Annotated in this window: 12 protein-coding genes; 4 read left to right on the top strand and 8 right to left on the bottom strand. The window is 63.4% G+C overall.

Annotated elements, in window-relative coordinates:
- Window positions 1–4: 4 nt before the first annotated feature.
- From B5525_RS27920 to B5525_RS27910, 3 genes are all read right to left on the bottom strand, one after another.
- Window positions 5–2,557 (bottom strand): TonB-dependent receptor, encoded by a 2,553-nt coding sequence (locus tag B5525_RS27920; protein ID WP_079568884.1) that lies wholly within the window; start codon window positions 2,555–2,557, stop codon window positions 5–7.
- Window positions 2,558–2,793: 236 nt separating this feature from the next.
- The gene (locus tag B5525_RS27915) at window positions 2,794–3,033 is read right to left on the bottom strand and encodes a hypothetical protein (protein WP_079568883.1); all 240 of its coding nucleotides are present in this window, start codon (window positions 3,031–3,033) and stop codon (window positions 2,794–2,796) included.
- Between the two features lie 193 nt (window positions 3,034–3,226).
- The gene (locus B5525_RS27910) at window positions 3,227–3,688 is read right to left on the bottom strand and encodes a MarR family winged helix-turn-helix transcriptional regulator (protein ID WP_079568882.1); all 462 of its coding nucleotides are present in this window, start codon (window positions 3,686–3,688) and stop codon (window positions 3,227–3,229) included.
- A gap of 147 nt (window positions 3,689–3,835) precedes the next feature.
- Between B5525_RS27910 and B5525_RS27905 the strand changes: the two genes are divergently transcribed.
- Genes B5525_RS27905 through B5525_RS27895 form a run of 3 tightly spaced genes read left to right on the top strand, consistent with a single transcriptional unit; the run spans window position 3,836 to window position 8,774 of the window.
- Window positions 3,836–5,002: an efflux RND transporter periplasmic adaptor subunit gene (locus tag B5525_RS27905; RefSeq protein WP_079568881.1), complete on the top strand. Its 1,167-nt coding sequence runs from the start codon at window positions 3,836–3,838 to the stop codon at window positions 5,000–5,002.
- Entirely contained in the window at window positions 4,999–8,151 is a 3,153-nt protein-coding gene (locus tag B5525_RS27900) for an efflux RND transporter permease subunit (RefSeq protein WP_079568880.1), read from the top strand. The genes B5525_RS27905 and B5525_RS27900 overlap by 4 nt, the downstream gene beginning before the upstream one ends.
- Before the next feature lie 53 nt (window positions 8,152–8,204).
- The gene (locus B5525_RS27895; protein ID WP_079568879.1) at window positions 8,205–8,774 is read left to right on the top strand and encodes an invasion associated locus B family protein; all 570 of its coding nucleotides are present in this window, start codon (window positions 8,205–8,207) and stop codon (window positions 8,772–8,774) included.
- A gap of 22 nt (window positions 8,775–8,796) precedes the next feature.
- Here the strand turns inward: B5525_RS27895 and B5525_RS27890 are convergent, their stop codons facing one another.
- Window positions 8,797–11,085, bottom strand: coding sequence for an arylsulfatase (locus tag B5525_RS27890; RefSeq protein ID WP_079568878.1), 2,289 nt, complete (start codon window positions 11,083–11,085; stop codon window positions 8,797–8,799).
- A 180-nt stretch (window positions 11,086–11,265) separates the two neighbouring features.
- Between B5525_RS27890 and B5525_RS27885 the strand changes: the two genes are divergently transcribed.
- Window positions 11,266–11,943 carry a TetR/AcrR family transcriptional regulator gene (locus B5525_RS27885; RefSeq protein WP_079568877.1) on the top strand — a complete coding sequence of 226 codons (678 nt, stop codon included), beginning with the start codon at window positions 11,266–11,268 and terminating at the stop codon, window positions 11,941–11,943.
- 8 nt (window positions 11,944–11,951) lie between these two features.
- Here the strand turns inward: B5525_RS27885 and B5525_RS27880 are convergent, their stop codons facing one another.
- From B5525_RS27880 to B5525_RS27865, 4 genes are read right to left on the bottom strand one after another with little or no spacing between them, the layout of a single operon-like run.
- Complete coding sequence (locus B5525_RS27880) at window positions 11,952–12,671, bottom strand: ABC transporter ATP-binding protein (RefSeq protein ID WP_079568876.1); 720 nt, start codon at window positions 12,669–12,671, stop codon at window positions 11,952–11,954.
- Entirely contained in the window at window positions 12,668–13,435 is a 768-nt protein-coding gene (locus tag B5525_RS27875; protein ID WP_079568875.1) for an ABC transporter ATP-binding protein, read from the bottom strand. Before B5525_RS27875 ends, B5525_RS27880 begins: the two co-directional genes overlap by 4 nt.
- Window positions 13,425–14,417, bottom strand: coding sequence for a branched-chain amino acid ABC transporter permease (locus tag B5525_RS27870; protein WP_079568874.1), 993 nt, complete (start codon window positions 14,415–14,417; stop codon window positions 13,425–13,427). Before B5525_RS27870 ends, B5525_RS27875 begins: the two co-directional genes overlap by 11 nt.
- Window positions 14,417–15,280 carry a branched-chain amino acid ABC transporter permease gene (locus tag B5525_RS27865; RefSeq protein ID WP_079568873.1) on the bottom strand — a complete coding sequence of 288 codons (864 nt, stop codon included), beginning with the start codon at window positions 15,278–15,280 and terminating at the stop codon, window positions 14,417–14,419. Before B5525_RS27865 ends, B5525_RS27870 begins: the two co-directional genes overlap by 1 nt.
- Between the last annotated feature and the right edge of the window lie 83 nt (window positions 15,281–15,363).

Raw genomic sequence — 15,363 nt, 5'->3', positions numbered from 1 at the left:
GCGGTCAGAACCTGGCCGAGATGACCAGCGAGGCACTGCGGCCTGGCGCCACCAGAACGAATGGCGCCGCGCTCTGGTAAAACGCGTCGTAATAGAGCTTGTTGAAGATGTTGGCGACAAACAGTTTTGCGGTCCAGTTCTTGTCGATCTTGGCCTCGGCAAACGCATCGAAGCGCCAGTAGCTCGGCAGCGACGTACCCTGGTTCGCGGCAAGATAGGTGCCGCCATACATCTTCGACCGATAGACCGCCTGCCCGCCGAGTTCCCAGACATCGGTGAGCTGATATTTGCTCAGCAGGCTAAACGACTGGTGCGCGACGTTGGCGAGCGGCAGCCCCACGTTCGTCGTGTACAGCGCTGTATTGCCCGGCGGAATCAGCGACTTCGTCACTTCCGACTGCATCAGCACGAGTCCGCCGAACACGCTCCATTTGTCGGTGATCTTGCCGCCAGCTTCGAGATCGATGCCCCGGATGCGATAGGCCGCGCCGGCGCTGATGCAGGACACCGAGCCCGTCGTGTTGGCCGGATAGGGGCAAGCCGCCGTCGCGGTAGCGGCAGTGACGTTTTGCGATTCGCGCGCATTGTCTTTTTCGGTCTGGAACAGCGCGGCCGTCAGCAGCAAATGCCGGTCGAACAGCTCCCACTTGGTGCCGAGCTCGATCGCCGTGTTTTTTTCAGGCCCGAAAATCTGGTTCGCGGCGCCGTTGAGCGTCGGCGCCAGCCCGCCATAGGCGCTGCTGGTGCCGTCGAACTCGGCGCCGACCGGATTCGACGAGGTCGCGTAGGCCGCATAGACGCTGGCGATCGGAAGCGGCTTGAGCACGAGGCCGAGGTTGAAGTTCGGCAAACCGAACTCCGCGGCTTGCGAACCAAACACGTTCGCCTTCCCGTTCACCGTGCCGTAGCCGCTGGTGGAGATGCTGTAGTCGTCATAACGGATGCCGCCATTGAGAATGACGAGATCGTTGTAGTTGGCGGTGTCCAGCAGATAGACGCTCTTGGTGTCGATGCCGAGATTGGTGGGCAAACCCGAGAGCGCCGCCGATCCGAACGGCAGAAACGTCGCTTGCGGATTGAAGACGCTGATGCCGCTGAGCGATCCGCTGCCGGTGAACGGCGTGCCGATGGTCACTTCCGAGCTCAGGCCGACATATTTGTCGATGCTGGCGGTTTCACGCGAGACTTCGACGCCGCCGAGTGCCGTGTGCTTCCAGCCGCCGGTGGCGAACTTGTAGGTTGCTTCGGTCTGGTTGGCGACGACGTCGGTGATCTGATAACGGCTTTGCGGATTGGCGGTGAAGGTCGAGGCCGAAAGCGGATTGGCAAGCACCGGCGACTCCGGGATCGTGCCGATATAGTTCAGCGTCGAGCGGGAAACCCTGACCTTGTCGCTCAGGGTCAGGTCCGGGGTGATCTGGACTTCACCGTTGATGGTTCCGATGTCCTGCCCGACCCGGTAGAAATCGCGATTGACGAAGCCGTAGAAATTGTTGCGGTTGGCGCCGAAATCCGGGAACGGACCGCCGGCGGTAGTGGACGTGCTCGGACGGTAATACGGCACGCCGAAGTCCGGCAATCCGTGCAGCTCGGTGTGAATATAGCCCGCGGTTAATTTGACGGTGTCGAGCGGCGTCCATTTCGCCGTGACGAAGCCGCCATTGCGGTCGTCCTTGATATAGTCGCGGCCCGCCACGCCGGCATCCTGGAACAATCCGCCGGCGCGCACCGCCAGCGTCGGACTGATGACCTGGTTGACGTCGAGCACGACGCGCTTGGTGCTGTCGGTGCCGAACGTGGTGTCCATGTTGTAGAAGCTTTTTTCATTCGTCGCCTGCTTGGAGACGATGTTGATCGCCCCGCCGGTGGTTCCGCGGCCAGCGAAGGACGAGCCCGGTCCGCGCAGGATCTCGACTTGCTCGGTGAAGAAATTCTCGCGGACGCTAACGCCGGCGTCGCGCACGCCGTCGAGGAAGATATCGTTGCGGGCATCGAAGCCGCGAATGAAGAAGCGGTCCCCGAAGGCGTTGCCGCCCTCGCCGGTGCCAAGCGTCACGCCGGCGGTGCTGAGGATCGCCTGCTTCAGCGTGGTGGCGTTCTCGTCTTCCAGAACCTCCTTGCTTAGCACCGTGACGGTCTTCGGCGTGTTCAGCAGTGGCTCGGGGAATTTTCCCGATGCCTGCAGGTGATCGACCTTGTAGGGCGCCGCGGCATCCGCGTAGGGGTTGCGGTCGGCGCTCAGGGCGCCGGCGTTGGGAAACGGCACCGGCGCGACCTGTGCCGGCTGCGTCCGCCGCGCGGCGCGGCGCAGCGCGTTGCGGGCCCGAATCTGATCCGGGGTAGGCTTTGACATCGCAGGGCGCGGCCGTTCGACCGGCGCATCGACCGTCACCGGCGGCAGGTTGGATTGCTGGGCTTCGGCGCCCGAGAACGATGCGACTGCGATCAGGCCGGCAACCGCCGAGACTTTTCGTCCCGAATAATTTTCAAATGTTTCGTTGACGAGGTTCACTGCGGCGACTGAACGCAGCGACCTCGGTGCTATTGCCTGACCCATCCACTTGCCCCTCGAACCAGATCCCCATTCGCTCACGCGGTTCAGTTGCAAACGAGCGATGGAGTGTTGGTATCGAGCGCAAAAATTTGGGTCAATGCGATTACGGCTTTGGTTTACTTGAATACGTCCAGATCAAAACGATTCTAAGATCGAAGTTTGAATCGTTCTAAAGCAACGCTTGTAAGCGCTCTAAACTGATGCAAAAAGTGGCTGCGAATCGGGCTTTCTTGCATCGTTCAGTCGACGCTGGGCGGCTTCATCAGCGCAAACAATTCATCGACGGTCCGCTGCGCGACCTGCCGCACGCGATCCGTGTTGTCCATTCCGGCGATGTTGACGCCTTTCACCACGGCTCTGATTTCATCGCGAAAGTCGGTGAGAAATCGCAGCGGATCGGGTGAATTGTTGGCAACCCGCGCGATCAGGCCAGTGATCAGAATCTGGCAGGCGATCATGCGTCCGTTCAATTCATCCATCGTGTGTTCCCCAAACTATGGCGCTCCGCCATCGGAGCGCGACAGTCGCACGCGCCGTGGTATGGACGACCCCCGCCGCGGTGACAACGCGCCGCGGCATGAGCCAGATTGGAAACGTTCAATTTCGAGAAATGCGGATGCGAAGTCGCGGCAAACGCACGGCGTGTGTCGAGCTGCCGGATGACCCGTTCGCTTACTTGGCTGCGATGGTGCCGGAAGGTTCGGCCAAACCCTTCATCCGCTCCTTGATGTCGCGGAGCGTCTGCAGGCTGGTCTCGATCGCGCCATCAGGGATTTCCTGCAGCACATCCGAGGCGATGGAATCACGCAGGCTGTCGAGGTCGTCGACAAGCTGTCGGCCGCTCGCGGTCAGGAATAGACGGTTGGCGCGCCGGTCCTTCGGATCGTGCCGCCGTTCCAGCAGACCATGCTCGACCAGGCGATCGAGCAGGCGCACCAGCGAGATCGGCTGCAGTTCCAGCACCTCGGCCAGATCGACCTGGGACAACCCCTCCTGCTGCCGCAACCGGAACAGCACGATCCACTGCGCGCGCGTGGTGCCGCGGCCCTTGGCGCGATGATCGATATAGTTGCGTAACAGACGCGAGCTTTCGACAAGTTGCGCAACGAGCTGGCGTTTCAGATCGAGAGACATACCGTAGTTTCCGCCCCCCAAAGCTTTCCAATTGTTTAGGTTTCTTCAAGCTATAGTGTGTTTACACATAAAGTGCACGCATATTATATCTGCACGGTGGGAAACGTTTTGAAGACCCATGACTTAATTTTGAACACATGAGCTCACATGACCGTAGCGCGGATGATCCGTTGGATTTTGCTGGCTGCCGTGCTCGCCGCGGCAGGGTATTACGGCTGGCAGCGGTTCCAGGGCAACCAGGCAGCCACCGCTAACAACGCGCAAAAATCGGCGCGGCCTACGGTCCGCGTCGCCATCGCGCCGGTCCAGAAAACGGACTTTCCGGTCTATCTAACCGGCCTTGGGACCGTTCAGGGTTTCAATACCGTGGTGGTTCGTACCCGCGTCGACGGCCAGATCGACAAGGTCGCCTTCAAGGAAGGCCAGCTCGTCAACCAGGGCGACCTGCTGGTCGAGATCGATCCCCGGCCCTATCAGGCAGCTCTCGATCAGGCCAAGGCCAAAAAAGCGCAGGATGAGGCCAATCTCGCCAACGCCAATCTCGATCTGCAGCGCTACACCAAGCTCGGCGAGTTCGCGACCCGGCAGCAGACCGACACCCAGCGCTCCACCGTGGCGCAGCTGAACGCACAGCTCGCCGCCGACGATGCCAACATCTTCAACGCCCAGACCCAGCTCGATTATACCCAGGTGAAAGCGCCGATTTCCGGTGTTGCCGGCCTGCGTCAGGTCGATATCGGCAACATCGTCAACGCGTCCACCCAGACTGGCGTCGTGACGATAGCCCAGATCGAGCCGATTGCCGTGATCTTCACCGCGCCGGAAGAGCAATTACCGTATATAAACGAGGCGCAGTCGGTTCAGCCCCTCAAGGTCATCGCGCTGACGACGGACGGCAAGAAACCCCTCTCGCAGGGATCCTTGGCGGTGGTCAATAATCAGGTCGACACGACGAGCGGGACTATTCGCCTCAAGGCGGTGTTTGACAACAAGGACCATGCCTTGTGGCCGGGTCAATCCGTCTCGACGCGGCTTTTGGTGAAGACGCTGAAGGATGCCACCGTGGTTCCAGACGACGCCATCCAGCACGGTACCGACGGTCTCTATGCTTACGCCGTCGGCAAGGACAACAAGGCCGAACTGCGCAAGGTCAAGGTCAGCCAATCGATCGACGGACGCTCGGTCGTTGACGAGGGCCTGTCACCGGGCGACCAGGTGATCACGGCCGGAGTGTACAAGGTCCAGCCGGGCACCCCCGTTTCCACGACGGTGGCCAGTTCGGATCCAGCTCAAGCCGGGGTCAAGCAGGAATGAGCGAGAGCGAGGGCATTTCCGCACCTTTTATCCGCTATCCCATCGGCACCTCGCTGATGATGGCCGGTATTCTTTTCATCGGCCTCGTCGCCTATCCGCTGCTGCCGGTCGCACCGCTGCCGCAGGTGGACTTCCCGACCATCCAGGTCACCGCGACGCTACCGGGCGCCAGCCCCGAAACCATGGCCACCTCGGTGGCGCAGCCGCTGGAGCGACAGTTCGCGCAGATTCCCGGCATCGCCCAGATGACCTCGACGAGCTATCTGGGAACGGCGGCCGTTACCATCCAGTTCGATCTCAACCGCAGCATCGACGGCGCGGCGAATGACATCCAGGGCGCCATCAACGCCGCCAGCGGCCAACTGCCGAAAAACCTTCCCTCCCCGCCGACCTACCGCAAGGTCAATCCGGCGGATTCGCCGATCCTGCTGCTGTCGGCGACCTCGGACACGCTGCCTTTGACCACCGTGAGCGACGCCGTCGACGCCCAGCTCGCGCAACAGATCAGCCAGATCTCCGGCGTCGCGCAGGTCGTCATCGGCGGCCAGCAGAAGCCGTCGATCCGGGTCCAGGTCGATCCGGCGAAACTGGTCGCCAAGGGCCTGTCGCTGGAAGACGTCCGCAGCCAGATCGCGATCACGACGGTCGACAGCCCCAAGGGCAACATCGACGGCGCAACGCGCGCCTATACGATCTACGCCAACGATCAGCTCTTGGACTCAAAGGACTGGAACGACGTCATCATCGCCTACCGCAACGGCGGGCCGTTGCGGGTCCGGGATATCGGTCAGGCCGTCACCGGACCGGAGGACGCCAAGCAAGCTGCCTGGGCCAACGGCAAGCGCGGCGTGTTCCTGGTGGTGTTCAAGCAGCCCGGGGCCAACGTCATCGAGACCGTCGACAAGATCAAATCGATGCTGCCGCGACTGGTCGCGGCGATCCCGCCGGCGATCAAGATCGAACTGATCAGCGACCGCACCCAGACCATCCGCGCCGCCGTCGAGGACGTCCAGTACACGCTGCTCTTGACCATCGCGCTGGTCGTCATGGTCATCTTCATTTTCCTGCGCAGTTTCTGGGCGACGGTCATTCCGACCGTGACGGTGCCGCTGGCGCTGCTCGGCGCCTGCGCGCTGATGTGGGTGTTCGGCTATACGCTGGATAATTTGTCACTGATGGCACTGACCATCGCGGTCGGCTTCGTGGTCGACGACGCCATCGTGATGCTTGAAAACATCACCCGATACATCGAGGAAGGCGAAAGGCCGATGGCCGCCGCCTTCAAGGGCGCCAAGGAAATCGGCTTCACCATCGTGTCGATCAGTATTTCACTGGTCGCGGTGCTGATCCCGTTGTTGCTGATGGGCGGCATCATCGGCCGCCTGTTCCGCGAATTCGCGGTGACGCTGGCGATGACGATCTTCGTGTCGATGGTGGTGTCGCTGACGCTGACGCCGATGATGGCCTCGCGCTTCCTGCGCGCGCATGGCGAATCCAAACACGGAAAATTCTATCAATGGAGCGAACGCGGGTTCGACGCGATGCTGCACGCCTATGAGCGCGGCCTCGACCTCGCGCTGCGCTGGAGCAAGATGACGCTCCTGGTCTTCTTCGCGACGCTGGCGCTGTCGGTCTACCTCTTCATCGTCATTCCCAAGGGCTTCTTCCCGCAGCAGGATAACGGCCTGATCACCGCCACCTCCGAGGCCTCGCAGGACATTTCCTTCGTGGCGATGCAGCAGCACCAGGAGGCATTGGGCAAGATCGTGCAGGCCGATCCCGACGTCGCCAGCGTGGCGATGGCGATCGGCGGCAGCGGCCGGGCCGGCAACAACGGAAACCTGTTCATCACGCTGAAGCCGCGCAACGAGCGCAGCGCCTCCGCCCAGCAGATCATCGCCCGCCTGCGTCCCAAACTGGAAAAGGTCGAGGGCGCCCGCCTCTATATGCAGGCGGCGCAGGACGTACGGCTTGGCGGCCGGCCGACGCGCACGCAGTTCGAATTCACGCTGCAGGATGCCAATCTCGGCGAGCTGAACGAATGGGCGCCGAAGATCCTGGCGAAGATGCAGACCCTGCCGGAGCTGCGCGACGTTGCCACCGACCAGCAGACCCAGGGCACGACGCTCGAGCTGAAGATCAATCGCGACACCGCGGCCCGTTACGGCATCCAACCGCAGCTGATCGACGACACGCTTTACGACGCGTTCGGCCAGCGCCAGGTCACCCAGTATTTCACCCAGCTCAACAGCTACCACGTGATCCTGGAAATCCTGCCGGACCTGCAGGGCAGCCTCGACACGCTGAGCAAGATCTACATCAAGTCGCCGACCACGGGCGATGAGGTGCCGTTGGCGACATTCGCGAGCTGGACCAGCGTGCCGGTCCGGCCGCTCTCGATCAGCCACCAGGGCCAGTTCCCGGCGATCACCATCAGCTTCAACCTGGCGCAGGGCGTCGCGCTCGGCCAGGCCACTGATGCCGTGCAAAAGTCGATGGTCGAACTCGGGGCGCCCCCGACCCTCAATTCGAGCTTCCAGGGCACCGCCCAGGCGTTCCAGCAATCGCTGAGCACCGTGCCGCTATTGATCCTGGCGGCGCTGGTCGTGGTGTACCTCATCCTCGGCATTCTCTACGAGAGCTACATCCATCCGCTGACCATTCTCTCGACGCTGCCTTCGGCCGGCGTCGGCGCGCTCGCCATCCTGATGGCATTCGGATTTGATTTCAGCCTGATCGCACTGATCGGCGTCATCCTGTTGATCGGCATCGTCAAGAAGAACGGGATCATGATGGTCGACTTCGCGATCTCCGCCGAGCGCGACGATCATCTCACCCCGGAGCAATCGATCCGGCAGGCGGCGCTGTTGCGGTTTCGTCCGATCATGATGACGACGATGGCAGCCCTGCTCGGCGGCGTGCCGCTGATGCTGGGCACCGGCACCGGATCGGAAATCCGCCAGCCGCTCGGCTATGCGATGGTGGGCGGCCTGATCGTCAGCCAGGCGCTGACGCTGTTCACGACTCCGGTGGTGTATCTCTATCTCGACCGGCTCTCGAACTGGTTTGCAGGCTGGGGACGATCGGGAGATGCCGATCAGGATCACGGCGAAAGCGAGCAAGGCTCGATCAAGCAAGCTGCCGAGTGACTTGACTTTGTCCGCGTACAGGCACATCCGAACCAGATTTCGGAGCCGGTTCAGTGAAGATCTTCGCCAGGCTCGCCGTTGTGGTCGCCCTCGCCGCTCTGGGATCATCCGGCCACGCCCGGGCGCCTAAATCCAAATCCGCGCCGCACACGGCGCAGAGCAACGCGGCGCCCCTGGCATCTCCAGCCGAAACGCCGGTCGCTGGCGCAGCGCCGCAGCCCGGCTGGATCGCGCGCTGTACCAGCGCAAGCCGCGAAGCGCCGCTGGAATGCGCGATCGAGCAGACCGCCGTCCTCACCAAGACCGGACAGCTGATCGTGCTGGTCAACGTTCGCGTGCCCAGCGATACCCACGCGCCGGTTCTGCTGGTGCAATTGCCGCTGGGACTTAACTTGCCTGTCGGCGCCAAATTGCAGGTCGATGACGGCAAGGTCATCGACCTACAGATCCAGACCTGCGAAGCGCGGGGCTGCTACGCCAGCACCCCGATCGCCCCGGATTTGCTGGCGGCCATGAAATCGGGCAAGCAGATGAAAGTATCGTTTCAGAACATGGCCAAGGAAACCATCACGATTCCGATGCCGCTTGCCGATTTTGCGCCCGCCTACGACAAGATCAAGTAATCGGGCTTCGGCCCCTCGCCATTTACTGCCGCGCCATTTCCGCGTTGCCGACGCCATCACCATCGAGTTTCTGGTCGTCATGCATGGCAACCGTGACCCGCAGCAACCGGCCGGTGAATTCGAACGGCGCCTGGTAATGCGACACCGGGCTCGAGCGATCGCGGCCAATGTCGAGGCCGGACCAGGAGATGAAATTATTGAATGCCAGCTGGGTCTGCAGTGAGCCCGCGGGCTCGCCGTCGATCAATAGCGTATAGGCGCTGAATCCGGTGCGGGCGCCCTTGGCCGGCGGGGTTTCCCGCACCAGCCGTTCGACGCGCACGCCCAATCGACGCGCGCCTGCCGGGACCTTGCGATCCGAACGCAGGATTTCGTGGCCGCCGCCGATATTGAGATCGTGAACGAGGTGCCCGTCCCTGATGTAAAGGCTGTAGCCGGAGGTCGCGTCGCCATGCGCGATCAGCACCCCTTCGGCGCCGGCATTGTCGATCTCGACATGGGCTTCGATGGTATAGCTGCGGCTGCGTACGTCCGGGGCGACATCGGTGGGCACATGACCCATGCCGGCGTGAAAGACGAAATGGTTGCGAGCGCCCTGAAAGCGCGCGGCGTTCTCGGCAAAGCGCGCCGCGAAGCGGTCGTCGAGCGGCAGCACTTTGCGCTTCTCCGCCTCGCTCCACCACAATTTTATCAGGCCGGCCAGGCGGTCCGGTTCTTTCTCAGCCAGATCGTCGACCTCCGAAAAGTCGCGGTCGAGATGAAACAGCTCCCATTTGTCATTCTCGAACGGCGTGCCCGGCGGATGAAACGCGACCGCCTTCCAGCCCTGCCGCCAGATGCCGCGATGCCCGAACATTTCGAAATATTGCGGCGAGCTCTTTGACGGCGCCGACGCTTCCTTGATGGAACGCGCAAAGCTCTCGCCCTCGATCGGCATCTGGGGGCAGCCGGCAATTTCATTCGGGGCCTCGACGCCGACCAGTTCGAGCAAGGTCGGCACCAGATCGCTGGCGTGCACGAACTGATGGCGCAGTTCGCCCCTTGCCGGCACCCGCTTCGGCCATGAAATGACGAAGGGATCGCGGATGCCGCCGCCATGGGTGTTCTGCTTGTAGCGGCGCAACGGCGTGTTGGACGCCATCGCCCAGCCATGCGGGAAATTATTGTGCGAATCCGGTCCGCCGATATCGTCGATCCGCCGCACCTTTTCCGCGATCGGCTCGGGGCGGAAATTATACGGCCCCATCGCATTGACGAAACCAGACGGTCCGCCTTCCTGGCTCGCGCCGTTGTCCGACAGCACGAGGATCAGCGTGTTGTCGCGCATATCAGCGGTTTCCAGAAACGCGATCAGCCGCGCCAGATGCCGATCGGCATGATCGAGCATGCCGGCAAACGCCGATTGTAGCCGCGTGAACAGCCGCTTCTCGTCGGCGCTGTGCTCCTCCCAGGCTTTCACGCCATCGTTGCGCGCGGGCATCCTGGTATCGTGCGGCACGATCCCCATCGCCTTCTGCCGCGCCAACCGCTGCTCGCGCTCGACATCCCAGCCGTGCGCGAACACCTCGTCGTAGCTTTTGATGATGTCGGCGGGCGCCTGATGCGGTGCGTGACAGGCGCCAAAGGCAACCCAGGTCAGCCAGGGCAGATCGGGCCGGTCGGCGATGTGGTCGCCGATGAAGCGGATCGCCTGATCGACCAGGTCCGAGGTCAGATGATAGCCTTCGGCAAAGGTTGCGGGCGGATCGATATGGGTGTTGTCGGACACCAGCTCCGGCGCGAACTGGTCGGTCTCGGCGTCGAGAAAGCCGTAGAAGCGATCGAAACCGCGGCCGAGCGGCCAGCCGTCGAAAGGCCCGGTCGCACCGCTTTCGGTCAGCGGCGTGACATGCCATTTGCCGACCATGTAATTGCGATAGGCGTGGGCCCTGAGCATCTCGGCGAGCGTTCCGGCCTCGCGCGCGATCTTGCCTCGATAGCCGGGATAGCCTGAATCGAAATTGGCGAGGCAGCCGACGCCAACCGAATGGTGGTTGCGTCCGGTCAGAAGCGCCGCGCGCGTGGTCGAGCACATCGCGGTGGTGTGGAAACCCGAATAGCGCAGGCCCTCCGTCGCCAGCGTATCGATGGTCGGCGTCTTGATCGGCGAGCCGTAGCAGCCGAAATCGGAAAAGCCGACGTCGTCGAACAGCACCACCAGGATGTTGGGCGCGCCAGCGGGCGGCTTTGGCGCCGGCGGCCACCAGGGTTTTGAACTCGCGATGGTCTTGCCGATGGTGCCGCGAAAACCTTCGTCGCTGCCTGCGCTCATGGGTTCCCTCCCCGTGTGATGGCGCGGCAGTTGATCCGCCGTTCGCCGCTGTCTCACCGGGGCCTACGCCCCGAATCTTGCCGGCGCTCGTGCGGCCGGCGCCGCCGCCGTGCCAGGCATTGCCAGAAACCGTAATCCGAATTATGATTATGATTATTTTACGTCGGAGTGCAACCGCGGATGCCGCGCCAGGCGGACCATCTGGACTTTCCCGGCGTCACGCCGTCGCGGCAGAAGCGAAGCCGCGAGATGACGGCGGCACTGCTGGAGGCCGGCGCCGACATGCTGCGGACGCGCAGCCTCGCCGAATTGTCCATCGAAGCGTTGTGCGCGAAGGTCGGCGCCACGGTCGGCGCGTTTTACAGCCGGTTCGAGAGCAAGGAGGCCTATTTCAATGCCTTGATCGAACTGGCCGCGCGCGACGGCGCGCGCAGGCTGTCGGCGATGACCGCCAATGCGGCGTTGAAGGACACCTCACTTGCCGAACTCTGCCGCGTGCTGGTCAGCGGAATCATCGGCTGGATCCGAAACCACGAAGGCGTGCTGCGCGCCGCGCTGCAGCACGACGATACGCGGCCCGACCGCTGGACGACGTTCAAGGGTCTGGCGCGCGCGTCCGTCGCCTGCGCCACGCCTGCCCTGCTCCGCGCCATGGGCAAAGGCCGCGCCGCCGCCAAGACCCGCGGCATCGCCTTCGGCTTTCAGGTGGTGCTGGGAACACTGGTCAACGCCATCCTCAACGATCCCGGTCCGCTGTCGCTTCACGACCGTGAGATGGAGGATCGGTTGAGTGGTTGCCTGCTGCTGCTGCTCGAAGCCGAGATGCAGCGGTCGACAACCGGCAGGCGCAAGAAATAACCCGCCCCTCAGGCGGTGCCGAGATAGGCCCGCTGCACCTGCGGATCGTCAGCGAGCGCCGAAGCGGTGCCGGACAGCACGCTCTTGCCGACCTGAAGCACGGTGGCAAAATCCGCAACCTCGAGCGCGAGCTCAATGGATTGCTCAGCGAGCAGGATCGTCAGGCCTTCTTTGTGCAGCCGCTCGAAGGTCTCGTACATCGACTCGACCACGGCCGGTGCCAGGCCCAGCGACGGCTCGTCCAGCATCAACAGTTTGGGATCGCTCATCAGTGCTCGGCCGACCGCGAGCATCTGCCGTTCGCCGCCCGACATGGTGCCGGCGCGCTGGCCGCGCCGTTCGGCGAGCCGCGGAAAGATCTCGTAGACGCGCCCCAGAAGCTCGGCGGCGCGCGCTTTGTTGCGCAACGGCGTCGCTCCCAGGAGCAGATTGTTCTCGACGCTCTGCTGCACGAACAACCGCCAGCCCTCCGGCGACAGCGCCAGCCCCTTGCGTACGATCGAAAACGCCGCCTCGCCGCCGATCTCCTCGCCGTGAAAGGCGATGCTGCCGGAATGCACGGGAATGAGGCCGGCGATGGCGTTGAGCGTAGTGGTCTTGCCGCCGCCATTGGAGCCGAGCAGCGCCACCACGCTGCCTTGGGGTACATCGAGCGACACGTCGGAGACGCCGATCAGGTCGCCGTAGCGGACCTCGAGATGCTCGATCCTGAGCAGCGGCGCCGTCATGTCGCGGGTCCGCCCATCAGCTCGATCGGCGTGTGGCTGGCGGCGGCCTTGGCCGCGCGCTTGCCGAGATAGGCTTCGATCACGGCCGGGTTGCCCGTGACCTCGCGCGGACTGCCGCGCGCGATCTCGCGGCCCTGGTGAAACACCACCACCCGTGTCGCCAGCGACATGATGACTTCCATGATGTGCTCGACGATGACCGGCGTGACGCCGGAACGATGGATGTCGCGGACCAGATCGATCGCGAGTTGCACCTCGCGCTGGGTCAGGCCGGCCATCGCCTCGTCGAGCAGCAGCACCTTTGGCTGGGTCGCCAGCGCCCGCGCGATTTCCAGCCGCTTGCGGCCGGGCGTCCCGAGCGAGCGCGCCGGCGCGTCCGCAAGCCGGCTCATGCCGACGCGCTCCAGCACGGCGCGGGCGCGGGTCTCGGCCAGGGCACGATGGGAGGTACGAAGAAACGCGCCGATCATCACGTTTTCCAGCACCGACATGCTCTCGAAGGTCTGCGGCACCTGGAATGAGCGCGCGATGCCAAGCTGCGCGCGTGCTTCCGGCACGAGATTGGTGATGTCGTGACCTTCGAAGATGATCTTGCCCGATGTCGCGGCAAGATCGCCCGTCAGGCAATTGAAGAAGGTCGATTTGCCGGCGCCGTTCGGTCCGATCAGGCCGAGAATGTCGCCCTGCTCCAGCGTCACCGAGGCCGCATCCACGGCCTTGAAGCTGCCGAAGGCTTTTGTCACCGCGCGCGCTTCAAGGAGCATGGCCGGCTCCTGCCGCGACCGACGCGCCCTGCGCCTTCGTACGCCTGGCCCACAACCGCTTGATCAGTGTCACGATGCCGCCCGGCTGAAACCGCGCGATCAGCACGATGATCGCGCCGTAGACGACAAAGGTGAGGCCGGCGCCCTTGCCGCCCAGCAGATTGTTGGAGATTTCCTCCAGCGGCACCAGGATCGCCGCCCCGACCAGCGGTCCGAACAACAGCCCGGCGCCGCCGAGCGCCGCCATGATCAGGATCTTCACCGAGATCAGGATGCCGAGACCGGATTCCGGATCGACGAAGCCGAACATCATCGCGTAAAGCGCGCCGGCGACGCTGGTCAGCCCCGCGCTCAGCATGAAGGCGTACAGCTTGGTGCGGCTGGCGGGTGCGCCGAGCGAGCGCGCCGCGCGTTCGGAATCGCGGATGGCGCGCAGATAAAATCCCATCCGGCTGTTGGTCATCCACCAGGTGATTCCCAGCGTCAGGCCGAGGATGGCCAGGAACAGATAATAATAAGGCAGCGCCGAGATGAAGGAGAGATCGAACACATTGCGCGGCACGGTGGGGCCGCTCAGCCCCACCGCTGCGCCGAGATAATCGGTATTGGTCACGATCAGGCGGCAGAGTTCGGCGACCGCGATGGTTGCCATGCTGAAATAGTGCCCGGACAGCCGCAGCGTCGGCACGCCGATCGCAGCCGCGATCCCGACACTGACGACGATGCCGGCGGGAATCCCGACCAGCGGCGACAATGCGAAATGCGTGTAGGCCCCCATCGCCGCATAGGCGCCGCAGCCGAAAAACACCACATGCCCGACCGACACTTGGCCGGCATAGCCGCCGACGATGTTCCAGGCCGACGCCGCGATGGCGTAGAGCAGCACCAGCGCGCCGAGCCGCTGTTCGAACGGCGTCGAGAACAGCAGCGGAAAAGCAATGAAAAGCGCCAGCACCACCGAGAGCCAAAGCCAGCGGCGCATCACGTCTTGCCCATCAGGCCCTGCGGCCGGAACCAGAGGAAGCCGAGGAACAGCGAATACACCGCCATGTCCTTGTAGACGGCGCCGATCCAGTACGCCGACAAGGACTCGATGACCCCGATCAGGAGTCCCGCCATCAGCGCTCCGGGCACGCTGCCGAAGCCGCCGAGCGACACCGTGACGAAGGCGACGATGCCTAAGGTCTCGCCGACGGTCGGCACGATATAAAAGAAGGTCGCGATCAGCGCGCCGGCAAGCCCGGTCGCGCCCGCCGCAATCGCCCAGGCGATCGCCTGCATGGTATCGGGCCGGATTCCCATCAGCTGCGCCGCGGTGGAATCCTCCGCCACTGCCAGCATCTTCGATCCGAGCGACGTGCGCGTCAGCAGAAGATGCAGCCCGAGCGTCACCAGCAAAGCGACGGCGCCGGCCAACAGCCGCGAGGCCTGGAGGCGAAGGCCTGCGATCTCGAAGGTGCCACCGACGATGTTTTCCGGCAGCGACAGGAAATTGGCGCCGAACCACCAGAACACGGAATAGCGCAGCAACAGCGCGAGCCCGAAGGTGCCGAGGATCTGGGCCAGCATCGGCCCCTTCATGATGTCGCGGATCAGCCCGAAATAGACGACGACCCCGACGGTCGCGAGCACCAGCATGGCGATCGGCGCGCCCAGCAGGGGACCGGCGCCGAGCAGCGTATAGACCACGAACGCGACATACATGCCGAGCATGACGAAATCGCCATGCGCGAAGTTGACGATGTTCATCATGCCCCAGACCAGCGTGAGGCCTGATGAGAACAACGCATAGACGGCGCCGAGCAGAAGCCCGCCGACAATCACCTGAACGAGGATAACGGACATGCCGGGGTCAAGTCTTGCCGGTTAGGGATCAAAGGATACAACTAAACACGAACGATGAGGGCGGGACTCCTGCCCCGCCGTTT

It is taken from the genome of Bradyrhizobium erythrophlei (assembly GCF_900129505.1).
GTDB lineage: Bacteria > Pseudomonadota > Alphaproteobacteria > Rhizobiales > Xanthobacteraceae > Bradyrhizobium > Bradyrhizobium erythrophlei_D.
This window is presented reverse-complemented; position numbering and strand designations above follow the sequence as displayed.